Raw genomic sequence first — 18,046 nt, 5'->3', positions numbered from 1 at the left:
TTCTCCTCTCAAATTCTAGATTCCAAAATACGTTTAACAGCATCATTAATTGGAATTGACACTTTATTAAGCTTACTTCGCTCAATGAACTCAACATTACCTTGGACGGCGTCTTTACCAATGATTATTCGGATTGGAATACCAATCAAGTCAGAATCTTTGAACTTAACGCCAGGACGTTCGTCTCGATCGTCAATAAGCACTTCAATTCCTAGATCTAATAGACGATTATACATATCGTTAACTAATTGCATTTGTACGTCGTCTTTAACGGAGATCGGTATTAAGTGAACCTGATAAGGCGCAAGCGATATTGGCCAAATCATCCCATTGTCATCATGGTTCTGCTCAATTACGGCCGAAAGTATGCGAGAAACTCCAATGCCATAGCAGCCCATAATCATCGTCTGATCTTTACCAGATGGATCTAGGAAAGTCGCCCCTAGCTTCTCACTATATTTCGTTCCAAGCTTAAACACATGCCCCATTTCAATACCTCGGTAGAATGTTAATATTCCTTCGTTACAACGAGGACATCTTTCACCCTCTAATACATTACGAAAATCACCAACATGCGTAAGAATAATATCTTGTCTTGGATTCAGATTACGGTAATGGTAATCGAGCTCATTGGCACCAGCAATCCCGTTTGGCATATTAAGAACTGTGTGATCGACTAGAATTGGGATTGTTAAACCATGTGGTCCAATAAACCCGACTGGTACACCCGTTAACTCCTCTACTGTAACAGAGTCTGCAATTACAATGTTCTCAGCTCCTAGATAATTCATGACTTTAAGCTCGTTAATCTCATAATCTCCCCTGACGACCACTGCAACAGGTTTATTGTCGGCAATGAAAATCAGCGTTTTGATGATGTCAGTCGGTTTAATATTTAATGACAGAACAAGTTCATCAATAGTCCGAATACCTGGTGTATGAATCTTCACCATTGTTTCTGTAGCGATCATTTCATCAGCTGTTACTGTATTGGCACCAGATTCTGCTTTTTCAAGATTAGCCGCATAATCACAACATATACATGTTGCAATCGTATCTTCACCTATATCAGCTAACGCCATAAATTCATGTGTTCCGCCTTCGCCTCCTATTGCTCCTGCATCAGCCTCTACAGCGCGGAAATTTATTCCACATCTTGTGAAAATACGCTTATACGCATTGAACATATTCCAATAGGATTGATCTAGACCTTCCCAATCCTTATCAAATGAATAAGCATCTTTCATCAGAAATTCTCTTCCCCGAAGTAATCCAAAACGTGGACGTCTTTCATCCCGAAACTTGGTTTGTATTTGATATAGAGTTACTGGTAATTTCCTGTATGAGTTAATTTCATTTTTCACTAACGAAGTAATAACTTCTTCATGTGTTGGACCAAGCACGAATTCTCGATCATGTCGGTCATGGAAACGCATTAACTCGGGTCCATATACTGCATATCTTCCGGACTCTTGCCATAGTTCTGCAGGTTGCATCGCAGGCATCAACAGTTCTTGGGCACCTGCAAAATCTATTTCGTCTCTTACAATTTGTTCGACTTTCCTGAGAACGCGTCTTCCAAGTGGCATATAGGTGTAGATACCTGCTGCCAATTGCCTGATAAACCCTGCACGGAGCATTAACTGGTGACTGATCACATCAGCGTCAGACGGGGCTTCACGTAAAGTAGTAAGTAATAAATTGCTTTGGCGCATGAGTTGCAGCCTCCTTTAATTTGTGGTTGAAGAAAAACAAAAAGACACATCCGTCAGGGACGAATGTGTCGTGATACCACCCTATATTCGACCGCAGCAACTATCATAAGCGGTCCTCATTCAGATAACGGCATATACCGATAACGGTTCAAATTTGAAACGTTACAGCTCGCAAAGTAGGAAGTAGTTCACTCGATACGAGAAACCTTTCAGCCCCTGGGTTTCTTCTCTGTACGACGATTTTTGAACTCTTTGGCTTTGGTCAAAGCTATTTTCAATATTTAACAATTTTTATCACTTTACATGAAAGTTATGTAGCAGTCAAGTACTTGATATGCTTTAACTTTGGATCCGAATTCACTTAATGAGATTTGGGTTGCTATTAAATAATTACAAGATCACTCTGGAATTCCGAATCTTTTGGCATTTTTGGCGCGAGCTCGAATGATTTCTTCCTCACGGTTGCGTGGTTCGGCGTTAGTAACAAGTGAGTCGAGCATTTTTCGAGCAGCCAGTGTGATCTCCTCGATTGCACGTTGATATACTTCCTCGTTTGCCTTCGATGGTGTATGAAAGCCTGATAGCTTTCTGACGAACTGGAGTGAAGCTGCCTCAATATCCTCTTCTGTTGCTGGTGGGTCAAAGTTAAATAGTGGCTTGATGTTTCGGCACATCGGAAATTCTCCTTTTGATTTAAGTTATTTTGTAATCATTTTACTATTAGTTACCTGAGTTTTCTAGTTGGCTAATATTTACAACAAATAATCCTTATGTTATATTTTATGTAGTTACGTAACTACGTTATTTAATAATAATGGATGAGGTGAGATTATGACATCTTCAAGGGATTATGGTGCTGAGTTAGACTCATTAACTGCTCAGATGAATGAACTCAAACAACTAGTTAGTTGGCTTACTAGTAACACGAGGTCTACATTAAAACAGGTTAAAGCAGATGGTTTTCCGAATGAGAGCGATGATACAGCAAGAGGTAATGACGAATTAGGCTCTATCTTCTACTCCGGTCAGTATCGGGGAAAGAACGGATTCAGATGGACTCCACAGCAAAGAAACGTTACTCAATTGCTTGATCTGGACAGTGACAAAGTGGCGAAGGTATTAGCTGCTCTTGGAAATAAACAGCGTTTAGATATTTTAACCGCAGTTTTACGTGAGCCGCTTACCGGTGCTGAAATTGTTGAACGATTAAATATGGGAACAACAGGACAACTCTATCATCACACCAAAGCCTTACTAGGAGCTGATCTGTTAATTCAGGAAGAGAGAGGTGGTAGGTATTCCCTTCCATCTCATCGCTCGCTTCCGTTTCTGCTGTTACTTGCAGCAGGCTCTGACTTGCTAGATACAAGCGATTATATGGAGTTAGCTGATGCTAGGAATAATGTAGGCATCTATCTAGATGGGACTCAAGACGAATATGATCCACATCATGTCTTATGGGCAGTCATCGAAAATTCTATCCTAGAGCATCAAGCAGGATATTGTACTGAAGTCAGCATCATTCTTCAAAGCGACCACAGTATTACTGTGTCCGATAATGGAAGAGGAATCCCTACTCACGCCCTACCAGATACGAATAATCTGCCAGTAAAAGCTGTTCTCACACAGATTGGGCAGCATAACTCAAGTGCATCTGTTATGGCACCAGGTGGAGTTAATGGAATCAATATGCCTATTGTTAATGCACTTTCACAACATCTATTCGTAGAAATACGTCGAGACGGCAGGATAATCAAGCAAGAATATAAGCATGGAATCCCTCAAACTGATTTGCTCATCATTGGTGTCACGCAAGAAACTGGAACCAGTGTTACCTTCCAACTTGATCAGGATATTTTCAAATCTAATTTTGATAAAAATATTTTGGAAAAGCACTTAGTAGAACTAGCTTCAACCTATCCGGAGTTGAAAATTCATATCCTCAATTAGTAAAAAAACAGAGCTATCAGCTTATTTGCAGATAACTCTGTTTTTGTTTAATATTCCGCTTGCCGCCTACATCTGATTGACTATTTTCATAAAACTTACAGGAACACTCGCATAATCACTTCGAATACGTCCATCACTTACAGGAGGATTCCATCCCCAGCTTCCTTCGTAGACCTCTTCATCATTGATCCATAGACGAATAAAATCACTAAAACCAAATGATAACAAGGTTTCTTGCTCTTCAGGAATAGAAAACTTACTCTTAGCTTGGACAGTAATCCCCGGCTCAGCTCTATAGATTCTATTAAGGTTTAGTGTCCCGTTCTCTTCAACAGTTGTTTGTATCCAATTATCTTGCATTGCAGGTGATTCGCCTGATAAATACGGTTCTGAGACCATCCACTCCGTCACATGAGTTTCGGCTGTTAATTGCTTTAAATCAGTCGTTTTCTGCTCAATCAATGTCGGTTCAATTTCCTCAATGGAAAGATTACGAATGTAACTAGGTAGAAATCCCCAAATCCCTATTCTCCCAATTTCGCCTCCATGTTGTAGGTTAGAAATGACAAGCTGAGGGGTAGGATCATCCCCCAAATAGACGGCTACTCCGTTTGGTTGAACATCCAGGGATAATGTGACCCATTCGCTCGTTGTATTCGGTAAAGGTTTCTGATACTTAGAGCCATTATATATTTGCCATGTCATAGAATCATTCATGATAGGATCATATTGAAGCTCTACTGGAGCTAGATAAACCAATTCATAATTGTGGGATTCCTTGGCTCCAAAAACCAGTCCAATAAAGCCTACTTGTCCAGGTATGGCTACTTCAGCTTGTAAGCGAAATCGATTGAATGTTAGTTTTTCACGAAGAAAAATTGCAGAACCTGTCCCTTCTAAATACAAAGCATTGTGACCCTTATAGGCACTTGGTCTAGCGTTTACCTGACCCAAATCAAATGGTTCCAAATCATCCCATAGATTCCATTGTAACTTAGTCAAATAGGTATACCTCCTCTACTCGTGACTCTCCAAACGGGCGTTAGCAGCTCGCTGGTCTTTGATATTTAACGATGTTAATTATGTATGCTTAGTTCAGATTCGTAAGCTTCTCTAGACGCTGCGTCAACAATTCACGCCAACGGTTCGCTAATTCTTGCACTTCTAGCATTTTTTGAATCCCCTCAATATCTTCTTTCTTATGAAAATAAAGCTGATTCCCAAATAGAACTGAAACTTGGTTAGGATGCGGCTCTATTAAAGTAATTGTTGCGTCTTTACTAACCGTACCTTCTACTAACACACGACATAAGTAACCGCTATAGCCTGTCTCAACAATCCTATTAAGAAGTTCCGGGATATGAGTTCTCTTACTAATCGTACTGCATGGAATTCTGCCTTGGGTAATTTGTATAATGGCATTGCCAACTTGAAAAATATCACCTATATTTACATCCCGTTCCAACATGTTAGATACTGTAAAATTCTCTCCAAATGAAGCTGTAGCTAGCGTTCTTCCAAACTCTTGCTCCCACTGTACATAATGCTCATGTGGATAAATACATACAGCACGATCGGGACCACCATGATGACGTAAGTCTGCTACCCCATCTCCTTTAAAACCATCTTTCGTTAAGTAGGCCTCATCGATCGACTCTTTACATATACCTGTAACCATTTCTTTATCTTCGTCATACATCATTTGCTTCGGTAAACCAATAGAAAAATACTTAAGTTCAGGAACAAGATTTATTCTCATAGTTTATGTATTCTCACTTTCTATTGTAGTATATTACTTATAACTTACTACCCTATACTTTAGATGACAAGGTGAATCCTAATGGCGACTATTTTTATAATTGAAGACGATGTGAAAATAAGGGCAGAACTACAGACCTTATTAACCAAATATGGACATACATGTTCGATAACAGAAGACTTTGAACAGATCGTTACAATTGTTCTTGAGCAGAACCCACAGCTTGTATTGCTGGATATCAACCTCCCCATGTACGACGGTTATCATATATGTCGTGAAATACGTAAGGCATCGAGTGTTCCAATTATCATGGTAACAAGTCGTGACAGCGACGTTGACGAGCTGATGAGTATGCATTTGGGAGCAGACGACTTTGTGACTAAACCCTACAATACGCAGATCCTGCTTGCAAGAATTACGTCCTTGTTAAGGCGTTCCTATAGTACGGAGAATACGAATATGCTCTTGCATAAAGGTGTCCTACTTGATATCTCGAAGAGCATAGTCAGTTATGAAAGTCAAACGACTGAACTAACGAAGAATGAACTCAGAATCCTCCATCTCCTTATGAATCACCATGGAACCATCATAACACGAGATGAAATGATGAATGACCTCTGGCAGTCGGATGAATTCGTGGATGACAACACCTTAACCGTGAATATTAATCGTCTCAGACGTAAATTAGAGTCAATTAATGTCGAGGATTTCTTAATCACTAGACGTGGTCAGGGGTATCTCGTATGAATGTGAGAAGCTTCTTGAAGAATAAACGCTTGTTTATTATCATTCAGCTCATTGTTATCACTTTCATAGCGCTCCTCCTCTATGTCTTATCGATTAATACTTACGCCATAATCTTCATCACAGGTTTATATACGGTCTCGAGCTTCTTAATTCTTATCGTTGAATTCATCCAAAAGTATAGCTTCTATAACGAACTTATGAAGCAACTTGCTTCTTTAGATAAGAAGTACCTCTTATCAGCCATTATAGAACAGCCTAACTTCCTGGAGGGTGAAATCTTACATGAGGTTCTACGAGAGACGAACAAATCAATGAATGACCAAATCGCGCAGTACAAATTGGCTTCCGAAGCATACAGGGAATACATTGAAACATGGGTTCACGAGGTGAAAACACCGATTGCATCATCCAAACTAATCATTGAGAATAACGTGAATCCTGTAACTCTAAGTGTTTGTGAGGAGCTTGCCAAGATCGAAAGCTTCGTGGAACAAACGCTCTTCTATTCTAGGAGCAGTAGTGTGGAGAAAGACTACATCATTAAAGAAGTATCCTTAGAAACACTTGTCAAAGATGTGATTAAGAAGAATGCTAAAGCCTTGATTGAAAGTAAATTCACGATTCAGCTTAACGATTTAGCTTACAATGTGTATACAGATACCAAGTGGGTCGATTTTATCCTCGGTCAAATCATTGCTAATTCCATCAAATATAAGCAAGATCCTGCCAAAATCTCTATTTATGCGCGTGAAGGTGACCATCATATTTCACTTTATATAAGGGACCAAGGGATTGGCATTTTAGAGAAAGACATACCTAAAGTTTTTGACAAAGGATTCACAGGTCAGAATGGCCGAACGTATACGCAGTCAACAGGAATTGGACTTTATTTGTGCAAAACGCTATGTGATAAGTTAGGCTTACACATTTCACTTGAATCACAAGTTAACGAGGGCGTAACGGTGATCATCGTATTTCCCATAAACAGAATGCTCATGTTCGAGTCGTAGCCATACGGCTCTTTGTGCAGTTCGTAAGATTAACCTTACAAAAATGTAAGTTAAACGTAAGTCTAAGTTATGGTTCCACTTACCCTTACTTGTTAAGATTTCATCAAGAACTTTCATCAAGAACTTATTACAGGAGGTCGAACTATGAATACGATTGTAAGTATCAAAAACATTGAAAAATACTACGGAAACAAAGGTAATCTAACAAAGGCTATTGATAACATAAGCTTTGATGTAGAGCGAGGTGATTATATCGGCATTATGGGGGCATCAGGAAGCGGTAAGACCACCCTGCTCAACTGCATCTCCACGATAGACACGGTTACATCGGGTCATATACATATTAATAATCAAGATATTACCAAACTGAATTCCACTAAGCTGTCCAAGTTCAGACGTGAGCAACTTGGCTTTATTTTTCAAGAATTCAATCTACTAGATACCTTGACCGCTTATGAGAACATTGCGTTAGCTCTAACGATTCTGAGAATCCCAGCCAAACAAATTGATCTCAAAGTTCGCGATATTGCGCATAAACTTCAAATCACGAATGTTCTAGATAAATTCCCCTACCAGATGTCAGGTGGACAGAAACAACGGGTAGCTAGCGCTAGAGCGATTGTCACGAATCCTTCCGTCATTCTTGCGGATGAACCCACTGGAGCTCTCGATTCCAAATCAGCTAGGATGTTATTAGAAAGCTTCGAAACCTTAAACAAGGAGTTACATGCTACTATTCTCATGGTTACGCATGATGCTTTTACGGCAAGCTACTGCCACAAAATACTGTTTATTAAAGATGGCAAAGTTTTTAACGAGCTGATTCGTGGAGATGATACACGCAAACAGTTTTTCGATAAGATCATTGAAATTGTAACTCTTCTAGGAGGAGACAATCACGATGTTATCTAAGCTATCACTGCGGAATGTCAAACGAAGCTTGAAGGATTATACGATCTATTTTGTAACACTAACGTTTGCCGTCTGTATCTTCTATGTCTTTAATTCGATTGAATCTCAGCAGGTAATGCTCGAGGTTACAGATGGACAAATTTCTATTCTGAGTACATTATCGACCGTTATGGGCTACTTCTCGATCATGGTGTCGATTATATTAGGGTTCTTAATTATTTATGCCAATAAGTTTCTCATTAAACGTCGTAAAAAAGAACTTGCCATCTATATGGTACTTGGTATGGAAAAAGGAAGCATCTCAAGGATTCTCGTTATGGAAACACTGACAATTGGTATTGTATCCCTAGCTGCAGGACTCACTCTAGGTGTATTTGTATCCCAAGGACTCGCAGTCGTTACGGCTAGAATGTTCGCAGTTAATATGAAATCGTTCCACTTTATCTTCTCGATCGATGCTCTGGTGAAATCTTGCTTGTATTTTGGCATTATATTTGTACTTGTGATAATTTTCAATTCGATTTCCATCTCCAAATACAAACTAATCGATTTATTAAACGCTAATAAGAAGAATGAAATGCTTGCTACCCAGAAACTCTGGGTATCCGTTGTTATTTTTATCGTATCGATTACATGCCTTGGAGTTGCTTATTATTTAATTCTTAATACCGGCATATTGACGCTCAATACGGAATTTAAATTATCCCTTATTCTAGGAGCGCTCGGGACCTTCCTGTTCTTCATGTCACTGTCTGGCTTTCTATTAAAAATGGTGCAGGCTAACAAATCGCTGTATCTACGAGATCTGAATATGTTTGTGCTCAGACAAATTAACAGTAAAATCCATACGACCTATGTGTCGATTACGATCATTTGCTTAATGCTTTTTATTGCCATATCAACCTTATCTGTTGGTTTGGCGATGTCTAATGTGATGACCAAGGATGTAGAAGCCGTTACACCTTATGATGCGACGCTAACTTTTTATAAGGCTAAAGATGTTACAACATTGAATGTGAATGAAACCTTGGAGAAAGCACCGGTTGATTTAAGTTCAGTCACCAAGGAATCGATAACATCTACCTATTATGAGTCAGACGAATTGTCCTTTAAGGATTTAGTTATTGGTGGTACAGAGGCTTTTAACAATCCGTATTTACTTGATAAAATAGTGAACAACTCTCCAGAAATTATTGGAATATCGGATTACAACAAATTATTAATGATTCAAGGGCTACAGCCCCTATCTCTTAAGGAAGATCAGTTTGTGATCAATGCCAATTATGAAGATATGCAGGTTGTAATGAACTATTTTCTGCAAAACAAAGGTGAAGTGACGTTAGCTGGCAAACAACTTAAAGCCGCAAACATGGCAATCATTGATCACACATTAGAAACAACTACGATGAGAACGGATTATGGAACGCTAGTTGTGTCTGATCAAATTGCACAAGCACTGCCAATTTCCAAGATTCAACTATCCCTGAACTTTACTGAGAGTAACGAAGATAACGAACTGCTATTTCAGTCGGAGATGGCAAAAATGACGAGTGGGCCTAGCTTTTTTAGCATCAGTAGACAACAAGCCTATGAAAATAGCTCAGGTATAAAAACGGTTGTTTCCTATCTAGCCATCTATATCGGTATTGTCTTTCTCATTACAAGCGTTGCTATACTTGCTCTTCAGCAGCTGTCTGAGTCAACCGATAATGTTGAACGTTATAACTTGCTCAAGAAAATCGGTGTGGAGAATAAAATGATCCATCAATCCGTATTTACACAAATCGAAATTTATTTCTTAATGCCGTTATCTCTAGCCGTCATCCATTCTTTTGTCGGGGTTAAGGCAGCTAATCAGGTGATCAATCAATTTGGACAAATGGACATTTCATCAGATACATTACTCACGGCATTCTCCATTATCCTGATCTACGGTGGTTATTTCATAGCTACGTATGTGGGGAGTATTAACATTATTAAAACGAAGAAGTGAGTAAACCATAAGAAAGAGGGACTTCTCATAGGAAGCCCCTCTCTTTATTTGTTAGATGAATTCACTAGCGTTGCATTAAAGTTCACATGAATAATCAAGAGACTATTTCTATTCCAGTATATGGGCATAACACTTCACAATTGTTATTCATAATATTCTAAAAATTATTAAATTCTGTTTATGGGCTAAAAGGACAATAGCTGCAGAATTCAGGAAGTCCATTACCCATATAATCGTTGATTATAATAATATTGGGTCATACGTAAATATTTAGGTAATTTGCGAGTGCATATAAAGTACTATTTCAAAGTAATCGTTTTGGTCTTCGCGTCCCATCCCACTTTCCAATTGAGTTCTTCTGCAATTACACGCAGAGGCACCATTGTCAGGTTGTTCATGAGTCTTGGCCCTACATCCGTAGTTACTCTCTTACCTGTAAAGACCATTTCATTATTGCCATTCCATAGCTCTAACATCTTATTGCCTAGGTAAATAGTCGTTTTCTTCTGTTTCGGATCCCACTTCACATCACCGCCAAAAGCCTCAGCAATGAACCTAATTGGAACCATTGTACGATCGTTAACTTCTGCTGGAGCTTGATCGAGCTTAAGCTTCTCGCCGTCCAATTGAACCACTTTATTATTCATTGTCATTGTAATGGCACTCGCATTCGGCTTAGTTTGTGTACTTGTTGGATAAACGAACGAAATATCATCAATTTTCACTTTGCCTTGAAGTGCACGCTCATCTTGTCCTTCTTCAGAATTCGTTACATACACATTCATCACTTTAATTGGATACACTAAGCGATAATCAGCCAGGTTAACGGTTAGCTCTTTCCAGCCATCCCAGTCCATATTTTGTGTAAAATTAATCCGGTTCAGGTCGCCTTCTCCGTCAATAATTTCGGCACGTACCCAGTTGTTCGAGTTATCGCCGAATACTTTCATTTTCATGTATTGCGGTTTTCCATCGATCGGCACGCCATCTTTGCCATTGAATGTTCCGTAAACTGCTTTATTGCCTGTTCCTTGAGTGAAGTCATAAGAAAGCTCCAGACTCTTGTTCCCTGTCTCATCCTGAACGATCTGAACATTACCTCTCACTTGTTCAGGATACACATCCTTTGTTGTCATCACAGCCATATGATCCAGGTCATACCACATATTCTCTTGACCAACTGGCAATGTAATCATCGTTGAAAAGCCGTCATATTGGGCAATAATTCTGGATTGCTTCACATCCTTGAGGCTTCCGACTGTGAGCTCGCCATTCACAACCTTAGCATTCATACCTTCTACTACCCAATTGAGCACATCAGGTGCTACAGATCTGATCACTCCATTACGGTCTGTGATGCTCGCCTTAAATTTAATCGTTTCCCCTTCTTTAAGGACCTGACTTGAAGGCGTTATCTTAAGTTGATTGATATCATTGTTTCCAAGAACCTGTATATTTTTCGTTGCTGAACCACTTCCAATCTGAGCGGTTATTTGGGTTTGACCAACCTTTTCAGGGATAAAAGAATTACCTTCAAATTTACCTACATTCGTTGAAGAAGTCCAAGCTTGCGCCATTGTCTCATCGATTTTGACTGGATTATAGTACTCGTCATAGCCTTTCATCGTGAAATTGATTTTCTCACCCAGGAATACTTCATCTGGTCCACTGAGTGTTAATCCCTTCACTGTAGTTCCTTGAGGTGCTAAGCTGTATACACCAAGACCATTTACTACGGGTCGAGTATAAGAATCATTACTTTCATTTACATTAGTCTGAACTGGGGTAAATTCTCCTAATGGTCTTATTGCCATTTGTGTCGATCCACCACCGTCCATATTCATTCCCTTCCATACGCCAATGCTGATCATAAAGTTCTGCATTTCATCCAGCGTCATACCGTCACTGCCAGAAGCTTTGTCAATCGTAATGAGGTAGACCTTCTTCATATCTTTCGAATAGCCTACACCTGTGCGTGAGCGATTGCCATTTATATCACTAACTTTGCGTGAGAACTTTGCTGGCTGGCCTCCATCTACCAGAATCGTGTGTCCGCCTATCAACGTTTTGAAATTAGCCAAATCATAGGTTTTGCTAGAGTCTTGAGGAATAAGCCCATACTCTGCTACAAGCGGGTCTCCAACCTTCAAATTCTCCTTCACATAATCCGCTGATTTCCCCGCAGCACGCAGAATGTATCCATCCGCAGGAGGTACTTCTTTAATCGTAGTATTGATTGCGATATCGGTAATCATTCCATTTTGAACTTTAACTTCAGTTGGGATGGATGAACCGTTATTGGATCTCGCTGCGAGAGGCCAAGTGTCAGTATACATGAGTAAGCCATTATCGGTGCTTTGCATTTTGCTATCTTCATACCAGTAATACGTTTTGTTATACCCTTCGAGTGGATAGGAGGTACCATTGGCAGCTGTAATCGAACCTTTGAACCCAAATAAATCAATAACAGGCTGATTATCCTTGGTCAGTCCAAACGAATACATCCCTTTCATCATATCAGACGTACTTGACATTAACTGACTGTCCTTAATTTGAGGCCCTAAAGGAACCCCTTCTGCTATCATAATAAAAAAATCCCCGTTCACAGCTGCAACCGCACCTGTTTCCTTCGCCATGTTCAGAACGGACTGTTTCTGTGCATATTTGCTGTCTTTACCTACTATCGTATCAATCTTGACATTCGGATTCGTCAGATCGACTTCTACTACTTTGGCATTCGTTGATACGTCTTTCCCCTGGCGAGTTGAATTCCATATGTAGTTTTTGAGCACAGCTCCAGATGTAACAATTTCCGTAGATTGCAGATTTACGGATTGCGCATGGGCAGCAGGCACACCAATAAACACCTGAGATGCCAATACGGCTGCAAGCGCACCTGCCCATATTCTTTTGTGAAACTTCATTACTGTGATCCCCTCTCCCATTTTCGTTTTTCATTAAGCCAATATGTATGAATTTAGAAGAAACGCCCTCTCTATTTTTTTAAAAAGAAGGAGAGTCGCCAATTCCCATGGTAACAGTCTAACTCAGCTACCATAAAATTCCTGTCTATTTAATAGACTACCAAAACCCTCAATAAGTTGCTAATTTAGGTAGAGGAAAATAGCAACATTTTGCTAACCCTTGTAGAAAATGATGTTTAATTGTTGTATTGTCATATTAATCTAGTCTTAATAGATTCCACGTATTGCCGAGGGGGCCATGTAATGCTCAAAACTACCAAACTCGTAACTGTAATTGTTTTATTATGTTCGCTCACTAGCGTTGCATTAACTTAATCTGAAGACTCGAAATACTAAGTAATTAATAGCGTAAAATAAAAAGATCCTTTAAAATGGAATGACAGGTAGTTCCTGTCCAAAATCCACTAAAAAGGACCAACTCATGGACAAGAATACACTATTTTCGTCATTTGATAAATGGCTTTCTCCCATTTGTGTTAAGAAATTTGCAAAACGAGTATATGAGACCGAGCTAGATAAGTGCGTAAAGAAGTTAACGACACTTTCCTACCTTAAACTGTTCTTGCATGCCCAGCTTCAGCAGCGTGATGGTTTACGAGAAATCGCAGATGACTTGCTCTCTAAGGGTTTTCAGAAAGAGCTTGGCATCACATCTATCTCCGCTTCTCAATTGAGTCGCAAACATAACCAGGTCAATCCTGAATTGCTCGAGGAAGTGTTTAGTGATCTCGTATTTCGAATTCGTAAGCACACTGCGCCATCGTCGTCACGACAGGACTTTCGAATTATCGATTCTACGACCATCGGACTTTGTTTGCAGAAGTATAAGTGGGCTGAGTTTCGTAAGACCAAGGCCGGTATCAAATTACATTTACGGTTAGCTTACATCGACGATGTAGCCACAATACCAGAGAAGGCCTTGATGACACCGGCAAAGAAGAACGATCGCAGTCAGATGGAACACCTGGTAGATGAGATCGGGATACCCTATGTCTTCGATCGTGGATACATCGATTTCCAGAAATTCGACGTTTATTGTGAACGCGGTATTTTTTTCGTTACGCGTACGAAGAAAAACACCGTCATTCGTGTCGTACACAGCTTCTCCTTACCAAAGGAAAGTCAGGTTCTGTCCGATCAGATGGTATACATCGGCACCCCACAGAAGCGAATGGAAAACGTTCTGCGGCTTATTCATACGCAAGATTCCGAAGGAAATAGAGTTGCTATCTTGACCAATCGTTTTGATCTTGAGGCTGATGAAATCAGCCAGATTTACCGAGAACGCTGGGCGATAGAGACTTTCTTCAAATGGATGAAGCAACACGTACGAATCAAGTCCTTTTATGGAACAAGCGGAAAAGCGGTTATGAATCAGATATGGATCGCTCTCATTGCTTTCTGTTTGTTGGTTCTGGTAAAGATAGAGACGAGTACAAAGCACAGCCTACTTGCCCTTTATCGTTGGCTAAAAGCATTATGTTGGGATCAGGCAGAAACTTGGCTGGGGCGAATCCACCAAAAGCCAAGCCGCTCATCTAAAGGTAGGCGAAAGTTAGCATAAGCAGTTCAGTCAATCGGCGTTATAATAGTATAATTTTACCAAATGGAAAGACTACCTCTAGCAGGTAATCGACCTTTTGGTTCAGCAGGAGAAAATGTAATTCTGAATATTCAATCAATTATTGCCTGTGGATTTAATGCAACGCTAGTGAGATGAATTATGAAATTGATTCAGATATGATTTCTTTTGCCTTCGCCTTCACATCTTTAACCTTCATCCTTGACCAGATGACGACTGGTACTAGTAGTAGTGAGAGAATACTTCCAGCAATTGAAAGTGTTGCAAAACTGGAATAAGCAACGACCACACCAGATAGAACCCCACCTGATACCCCCGCCAAAGCGATCAAGACATCAACAGCACCCTGCGCCTTAGCACGATTGGACACGTTAGTTGCATCTACGATGAGAGCGGTGCCGCTAATCAAGCCAAAGTTCCATCCAAGGCCCAGCAAAGAGAGTGCAATGATAAGTACTAGCATGGAATCACCTGGTGCAACAGCAGAAAGTACACCAGCTGCAAGCAATGTAGCGCCAGAAGCAATTGCCATTGCTATACGTCCAAACTTATCTACTAGAAATCCAGTCATGAGAGATGGAAGGTACATTGCACCTATATGAAAACCAATGACCAGTCCTACCTCTTTCAAACCATGTCCATGATGTCCCATATGTACAGGTGTCATTGTCATAATGGAAACCATAACAATCTGAGTTAAGACCATGATTGTGGCTCCTACAACGATTCCTCGCTTATTTGTCGCTTGTGTGTTTATTTTCTCATCTGAAAGATTACTCCCATTCCTTCTTTGTGCATCTGCTACTGCTTTCGCAACAATGAGAGGGTCTGGGCGAAGTAAAACTAGAAATACCAAGCCGGCAAGGATATAGGCTGCAGCCGCTAGTATGAACGGACCAGCTAGAGCGGGAACTCCAATCGCCATTGCAAATCGACCCATTGGTTCAACCAAGTTTGGTCCTGCGACAGCACCTAAGGTCGTTGATACCAATGCAATACTGACTGCTGTTGCTCGCTTTGTGGAAGGTGCAAGGTCTGTACCTGCATAGCGAACTTGTAAATTTGTAGCAGCCCCAGCACCATAAATTAATAGAGAAGCAAACAAAAAAATAATATTATTCGTTAATGCTGCCATTACGACACCGATTGCGCCGATACCGCCAGTTATGAATCCTGCTGCAAGACCCGAACGTCGTCCATAACGCTCTGAAAGTCGCCCTACAAGCAAAGCTGCACCTGCAGAGCCCAATGTGAAGAGCGCTGTCGGAACTCCAGCAAAGCTATCACTTCCCAGCATTTCTTGAGCAAGAAGTGCTCCAACGGTTACACCTGTTGCAAGTCCTGCACCTCCGAAAATTTGTGAAATGACCACGATAATCAACGTACGTCGATATAACTGTTGTTGTTTTTCAGGAGAATTGATGTAACTTTGTAGCCAAGCTGGTTGACTTGCTAAAGAGTTTGAATGTTCCACTTTATTAAACATCAATCAGCCCACCACTCCTAGGAACTGACTTTACAACTTGTATTATTTCTATATTCATAGTGTCCTCCTATAATTCTTTGCACTATCTTACTTACTCACTTCCAATCACTATTATGATTAAAACACAAATGACCCGTAAATGGAGGCTTTATTAGGATTGACCACCCATGTCGAATTGTCCCAAGGAGTATATTCCAAAATTCAAAATCCGGATTTTCATGATGATTTGTATCCATTAGTTAAACCCAGGGAATCGACTAAGATCGGGTAAGTAAATAAAAAATACGATAAATGCTAATGTACCTAGAAGCACGATTGGGAAAGTTTGTTTAAATGAATCTTTCACACGAACGTGGGTCAAAATTCCACCAATAGCTGTCGCTCCAAGTAGTAATGCTCCCGCAGCTGCCCAGCTCACATCCCAGAAACCAACAATCAATGCCGCCGCACCTACAACTTCAACAACACCGGTTACTACTCGGAACCATTGTGGCAAGCCCCAATGCTTAAAGCCTTCCACATGCATTTTGGAACCTGATATTTTACCCAATCCTGCCATCAAAAACGCAAGTGCAAGTAAGCTTTGTAAAACGATGGACACAATACTCATTTCAATCTCTCCTTTTATCGTATATATGCAACTGATCTAGGCACATATAACTTTAAAATAAAATTGCAGCCGTAACTGCAATTATCTTAAGCACATTATAATTGATTCATATTCATTTGACTAGTAGCTTTCAAAAATAATTATATCTCGAACAATTCAACGCGATTCATTACATCCGCAATCGTAAATTGACGCAAATAATCAATTGTCTGCTGTTCCGCATCATGAAGAATTTTCTCTAACTCCAGGTCTAGTTGTTCACCAGCCTCTCCACAGTCAACGTCGAAATCAGGTTCTGCGGGTCCCACACTGACTGCAGAGTAAATCTCACCTAATGTGATCTGGTCTGCAGATTTCAGTAAGTAATACCCTCCCTCTCGGCCGCCTCTTGACTCAACGATACCTGCGGTCGCTAAAGCTTGCATCACTCTTCGCATGAAGGTCGCGTGCGAATTCACCTGGTTTGCTATCATGGCACTCGATAAAATGCTGGAGCTTTTAGCTAACCAGACGATCGAATGAACGGCTATTTTAAAACGAGGAGGTCCAATGTTAACTCCACGGTTTGCTGTACTCATTCACTATCACTCCTTTATCCAGATTCCTGTTGTTAATAGGCTTGTCATCCATTCAGCCATTTAAATGCAACTATAATAAGCACATTATAGATCGATTTTCATTTATATTCAAGCGAGTAAACAAATTATTGTATTAGTATTCACTAAATTGTATAATCATGCAATATTCAATTATAGGAGGTTTTAACATGTCCGTTGTTATAAGAAATGCTGAACAGGATGATCTGATTAGATTGACCGATTTAATGTATGAATACATAGTTGGATTTTACAAGAAGCCTAGGCCAGCCACAGAACAAGTACATCACTTGATTCAAACTCTATTAGAGAAACAAAGTGGTATACAGTTTGTCGCAGAACAAAGTGGGGAATTAATCGGATTCGCTACCTTATATTTTACATTCAGCACGATGAAAGCCAATAAAATTGCCATCATGAACGATCTTTTTTTTATGGAGGAATATAGAGGTACGGAAGTGGAAACACAACTGTTTCTAGAGTGTCAACGTTATTCACAGGAACATGGATTCTCCTATATGTCTTGGATAACGGCTACGGATAATAAACGAGCGCAAGATTTCTTTGATAAAATGCGTGCCGTCCAAGGGGACTGGGTTAACTATTCCATTGTCTAACGATTGATGATTACACGATAAGCATTACGACAAGCGATAAGATAAGCATTACGAGAAAAATTAGGCGACCTTTTCCCTTAGATTA

Annotated in this window: 15 protein-coding genes; 7 read left to right on the top strand and 8 right to left on the bottom strand. The window is 40.1% G+C overall.

Features of this window, described 5'->3' with window-relative positions:
* Positions 1-8: 8 nt before the first annotated feature.
* The gene (locus AC1DOK_RS13135; protein WP_477554727.1) at positions 9-1,715 is read right to left on the bottom strand and encodes a proline--tRNA ligase; all 1,707 of its coding nucleotides are present in this window, start codon (positions 1,713-1,715) and stop codon (positions 9-11) included.
* A gap of 398 nt (positions 1,716-2,113) precedes the next feature.
* Complete coding sequence (locus AC1DOK_RS13130; protein WP_477554726.1) at positions 2,114-2,389, bottom strand: DUF2277 domain-containing protein; 276 nt, start codon at positions 2,387-2,389, stop codon at positions 2,114-2,116.
* Positions 2,390-2,546: 157 nt separating this feature from the next.
* Here AC1DOK_RS13130 and AC1DOK_RS13125 point away from each other — a divergent pair, with 157 nt between their 5' ends.
* Positions 2,547-3,665 carry an ATP-binding protein gene (locus tag AC1DOK_RS13125; protein WP_477554725.1) on the top strand — a complete coding sequence of 373 codons (1,119 nt, stop codon included), beginning with the start codon at positions 2,547-2,549 and terminating at the stop codon, positions 3,663-3,665.
* A gap of 66 nt (positions 3,666-3,731) precedes the next feature.
* Here AC1DOK_RS13125 and AC1DOK_RS13120 read toward each other — a convergent pair whose 3' ends face one another.
* Positions 3,732-4,667, bottom strand: coding sequence for a hypothetical protein (locus AC1DOK_RS13120; RefSeq protein ID WP_477554724.1), 936 nt, complete (start codon positions 4,665-4,667; stop codon positions 3,732-3,734).
* A gap of 88 nt (positions 4,668-4,755) precedes the next feature.
* Entirely contained in the window at positions 4,756-5,424 is a 669-nt protein-coding gene (locus AC1DOK_RS13115) for an MOSC domain-containing protein (RefSeq protein ID WP_477554723.1), read from the bottom strand.
* A gap of 81 nt (positions 5,425-5,505) precedes the next feature.
* Here AC1DOK_RS13115 and AC1DOK_RS13110 point away from each other — a divergent pair, with 81 nt between their 5' ends.
* The 4 genes from AC1DOK_RS13110 to AC1DOK_RS13095 all read left to right on the top strand — a co-directional run bounded on the left by AC1DOK_RS13110 (position 5,506) and on the right by AC1DOK_RS13095 (position 10,086).
* Positions 5,506-6,171 carry a response regulator transcription factor gene (locus AC1DOK_RS13110; protein WP_477554722.1) on the top strand — a complete coding sequence of 222 codons (666 nt, stop codon included), beginning with the start codon at positions 5,506-5,508 and terminating at the stop codon, positions 6,169-6,171.
* Positions 6,168-7,181, top strand: a complete 1,014-nt coding sequence (locus AC1DOK_RS13105) for a sensor histidine kinase (RefSeq protein WP_477554721.1) — start codon at positions 6,168-6,170, stop codon at positions 7,179-7,181. Before AC1DOK_RS13110 ends, AC1DOK_RS13105 begins: the two co-directional genes overlap by 4 nt.
* Positions 7,182-7,325: 144 nt before the next feature.
* Positions 7,326-8,093, top strand: coding sequence for an ABC transporter ATP-binding protein (locus AC1DOK_RS13100; RefSeq protein ID WP_477554720.1), 768 nt, complete (start codon positions 7,326-7,328; stop codon positions 8,091-8,093).
* A complete protein-coding gene (locus tag AC1DOK_RS13095) occupies positions 8,083-10,086 on the top strand; it encodes an FtsX-like permease family protein (protein WP_477554719.1) in 2,004 nt (667 codons plus the stop codon). The genes AC1DOK_RS13100 and AC1DOK_RS13095 overlap by 11 nt, the downstream gene beginning before the upstream one ends.
* Positions 10,087-10,385: 299 nt before the next feature.
* Here AC1DOK_RS13095 and AC1DOK_RS13090 read toward each other — a convergent pair whose 3' ends face one another.
* Positions 10,386-13,010: a stalk domain-containing protein gene (locus AC1DOK_RS13090; RefSeq protein WP_477554718.1), complete on the bottom strand. Its 2,625-nt coding sequence runs from the start codon at positions 13,008-13,010 to the stop codon at positions 10,386-10,388.
* A gap of 481 nt (positions 13,011-13,491) precedes the next feature.
* Between AC1DOK_RS13090 and AC1DOK_RS13085 the strand changes: the two genes are divergently transcribed.
* Positions 13,492-14,634, top strand: coding sequence for an IS4 family transposase (locus tag AC1DOK_RS13085; protein WP_477554717.1), 1,143 nt, complete (start codon positions 13,492-13,494; stop codon positions 14,632-14,634).
* A gap of 157 nt (positions 14,635-14,791) precedes the next feature.
* Here AC1DOK_RS13085 and AC1DOK_RS13080 read toward each other — a convergent pair whose 3' ends face one another.
* The 3 genes from AC1DOK_RS13080 to AC1DOK_RS13070 form a co-directional block, all read right to left on the bottom strand.
* Positions 14,792-16,138 carry an MFS transporter gene (locus AC1DOK_RS13080; protein ID WP_477554716.1) on the bottom strand — a complete coding sequence of 449 codons (1,347 nt, stop codon included), beginning with the start codon at positions 16,136-16,138 and terminating at the stop codon, positions 14,792-14,794.
* A 235-nt stretch (positions 16,139-16,373) separates the two neighbouring features.
* Positions 16,374-16,748 carry a DoxX family protein gene (locus AC1DOK_RS13075; RefSeq protein WP_477554715.1) on the bottom strand — a complete coding sequence of 125 codons (375 nt, stop codon included), beginning with the start codon at positions 16,746-16,748 and terminating at the stop codon, positions 16,374-16,376.
* Between the two features lie 140 nt (positions 16,749-16,888).
* A complete protein-coding gene (locus AC1DOK_RS13070; RefSeq protein ID WP_477554714.1) occupies positions 16,889-17,326 on the bottom strand; it encodes an RrF2 family transcriptional regulator in 438 nt (145 codons plus the stop codon).
* Positions 17,327-17,514: 188 nt separating this feature from the next.
* On the opposite strand from AC1DOK_RS13070, the gene AC1DOK_RS13065 reads away from it, so the two are divergent.
* A complete protein-coding gene (locus AC1DOK_RS13065; protein ID WP_477554713.1) occupies positions 17,515-17,961 on the top strand; it encodes an N-acetyltransferase family protein in 447 nt (148 codons plus the stop codon).
* Positions 17,962-18,046 lie beyond the last annotated feature (85 nt).

It is taken from the genome of Paenibacillus sp. P5_B5, from assembly GCF_056400365.1.
The sequence above is the reverse complement of the archived record's forward strand: the minus strand, read 5'-3'. Positions and strand labels throughout refer to the sequence as shown.

Coding starts and splice junctions, on each gene's coding strand:
- AC1DOK_RS13075 (WP_477554715.1), bottom strand. CDS start 16,748: ATGAGTATTGTGTCCATCGTTTTACAAAGCTTACTTGCACTTGCGTTT.
- AC1DOK_RS13125 (WP_477554725.1), top strand. CDS start 2,547: ATGACATCTTCAAGGGATTATGGTGCTGAGTTAGACTCATTAACTGCT.
- AC1DOK_RS13135 (WP_477554727.1), bottom strand. CDS start 1,715: ATGCGCCAAAGCAATTTATTACTTACTACTTTACGTGAAGCCCCGTCT.
- AC1DOK_RS13065 (WP_477554713.1), top strand. CDS start 17,515: ATGTCCGTTGTTATAAGAAATGCTGAACAGGATGATCTGATTAGATTG.
- AC1DOK_RS13090 (WP_477554718.1), bottom strand. CDS start 13,010: ATGAAGTTTCACAAAAGAATATGGGCAGGTGCGCTTGCAGCCGTATTG.
- AC1DOK_RS13130 (WP_477554726.1), bottom strand. CDS start 2,389: ATGTGCCGAAACATCAAGCCACTATTTAACTTTGACCCACCAGCAACA.
- AC1DOK_RS13070 (WP_477554714.1), bottom strand. CDS start 17,326: ATGAGTACAGCAAACCGTGGAGTTAACATTGGACCTCCTCGTTTTAAA.
- AC1DOK_RS13100 (WP_477554720.1), top strand. CDS start 7,326: ATGAATACGATTGTAAGTATCAAAAACATTGAAAAATACTACGGAAAC.
- AC1DOK_RS13115 (WP_477554723.1), bottom strand. CDS start 5,424: ATGAGAATAAATCTTGTTCCTGAACTTAAGTATTTTTCTATTGGTTTA.
- AC1DOK_RS13095 (WP_477554719.1), top strand. CDS start 8,083: ATGTTATCTAAGCTATCACTGCGGAATGTCAAACGAAGCTTGAAGGAT.
- AC1DOK_RS13110 (WP_477554722.1), top strand. CDS start 5,506: ATGGCGACTATTTTTATAATTGAAGACGATGTGAAAATAAGGGCAGAA.
- AC1DOK_RS13105 (WP_477554721.1), top strand. CDS start 6,168: ATGAATGTGAGAAGCTTCTTGAAGAATAAACGCTTGTTTATTATCATT.
- AC1DOK_RS13085 (WP_477554717.1), top strand. CDS start 13,492: ATGGACAAGAATACACTATTTTCGTCATTTGATAAATGGCTTTCTCCC.
- AC1DOK_RS13080 (WP_477554716.1), bottom strand. CDS start 16,138: ATGTTTAATAAAGTGGAACATTCAAACTCTTTAGCAAGTCAACCAGCT.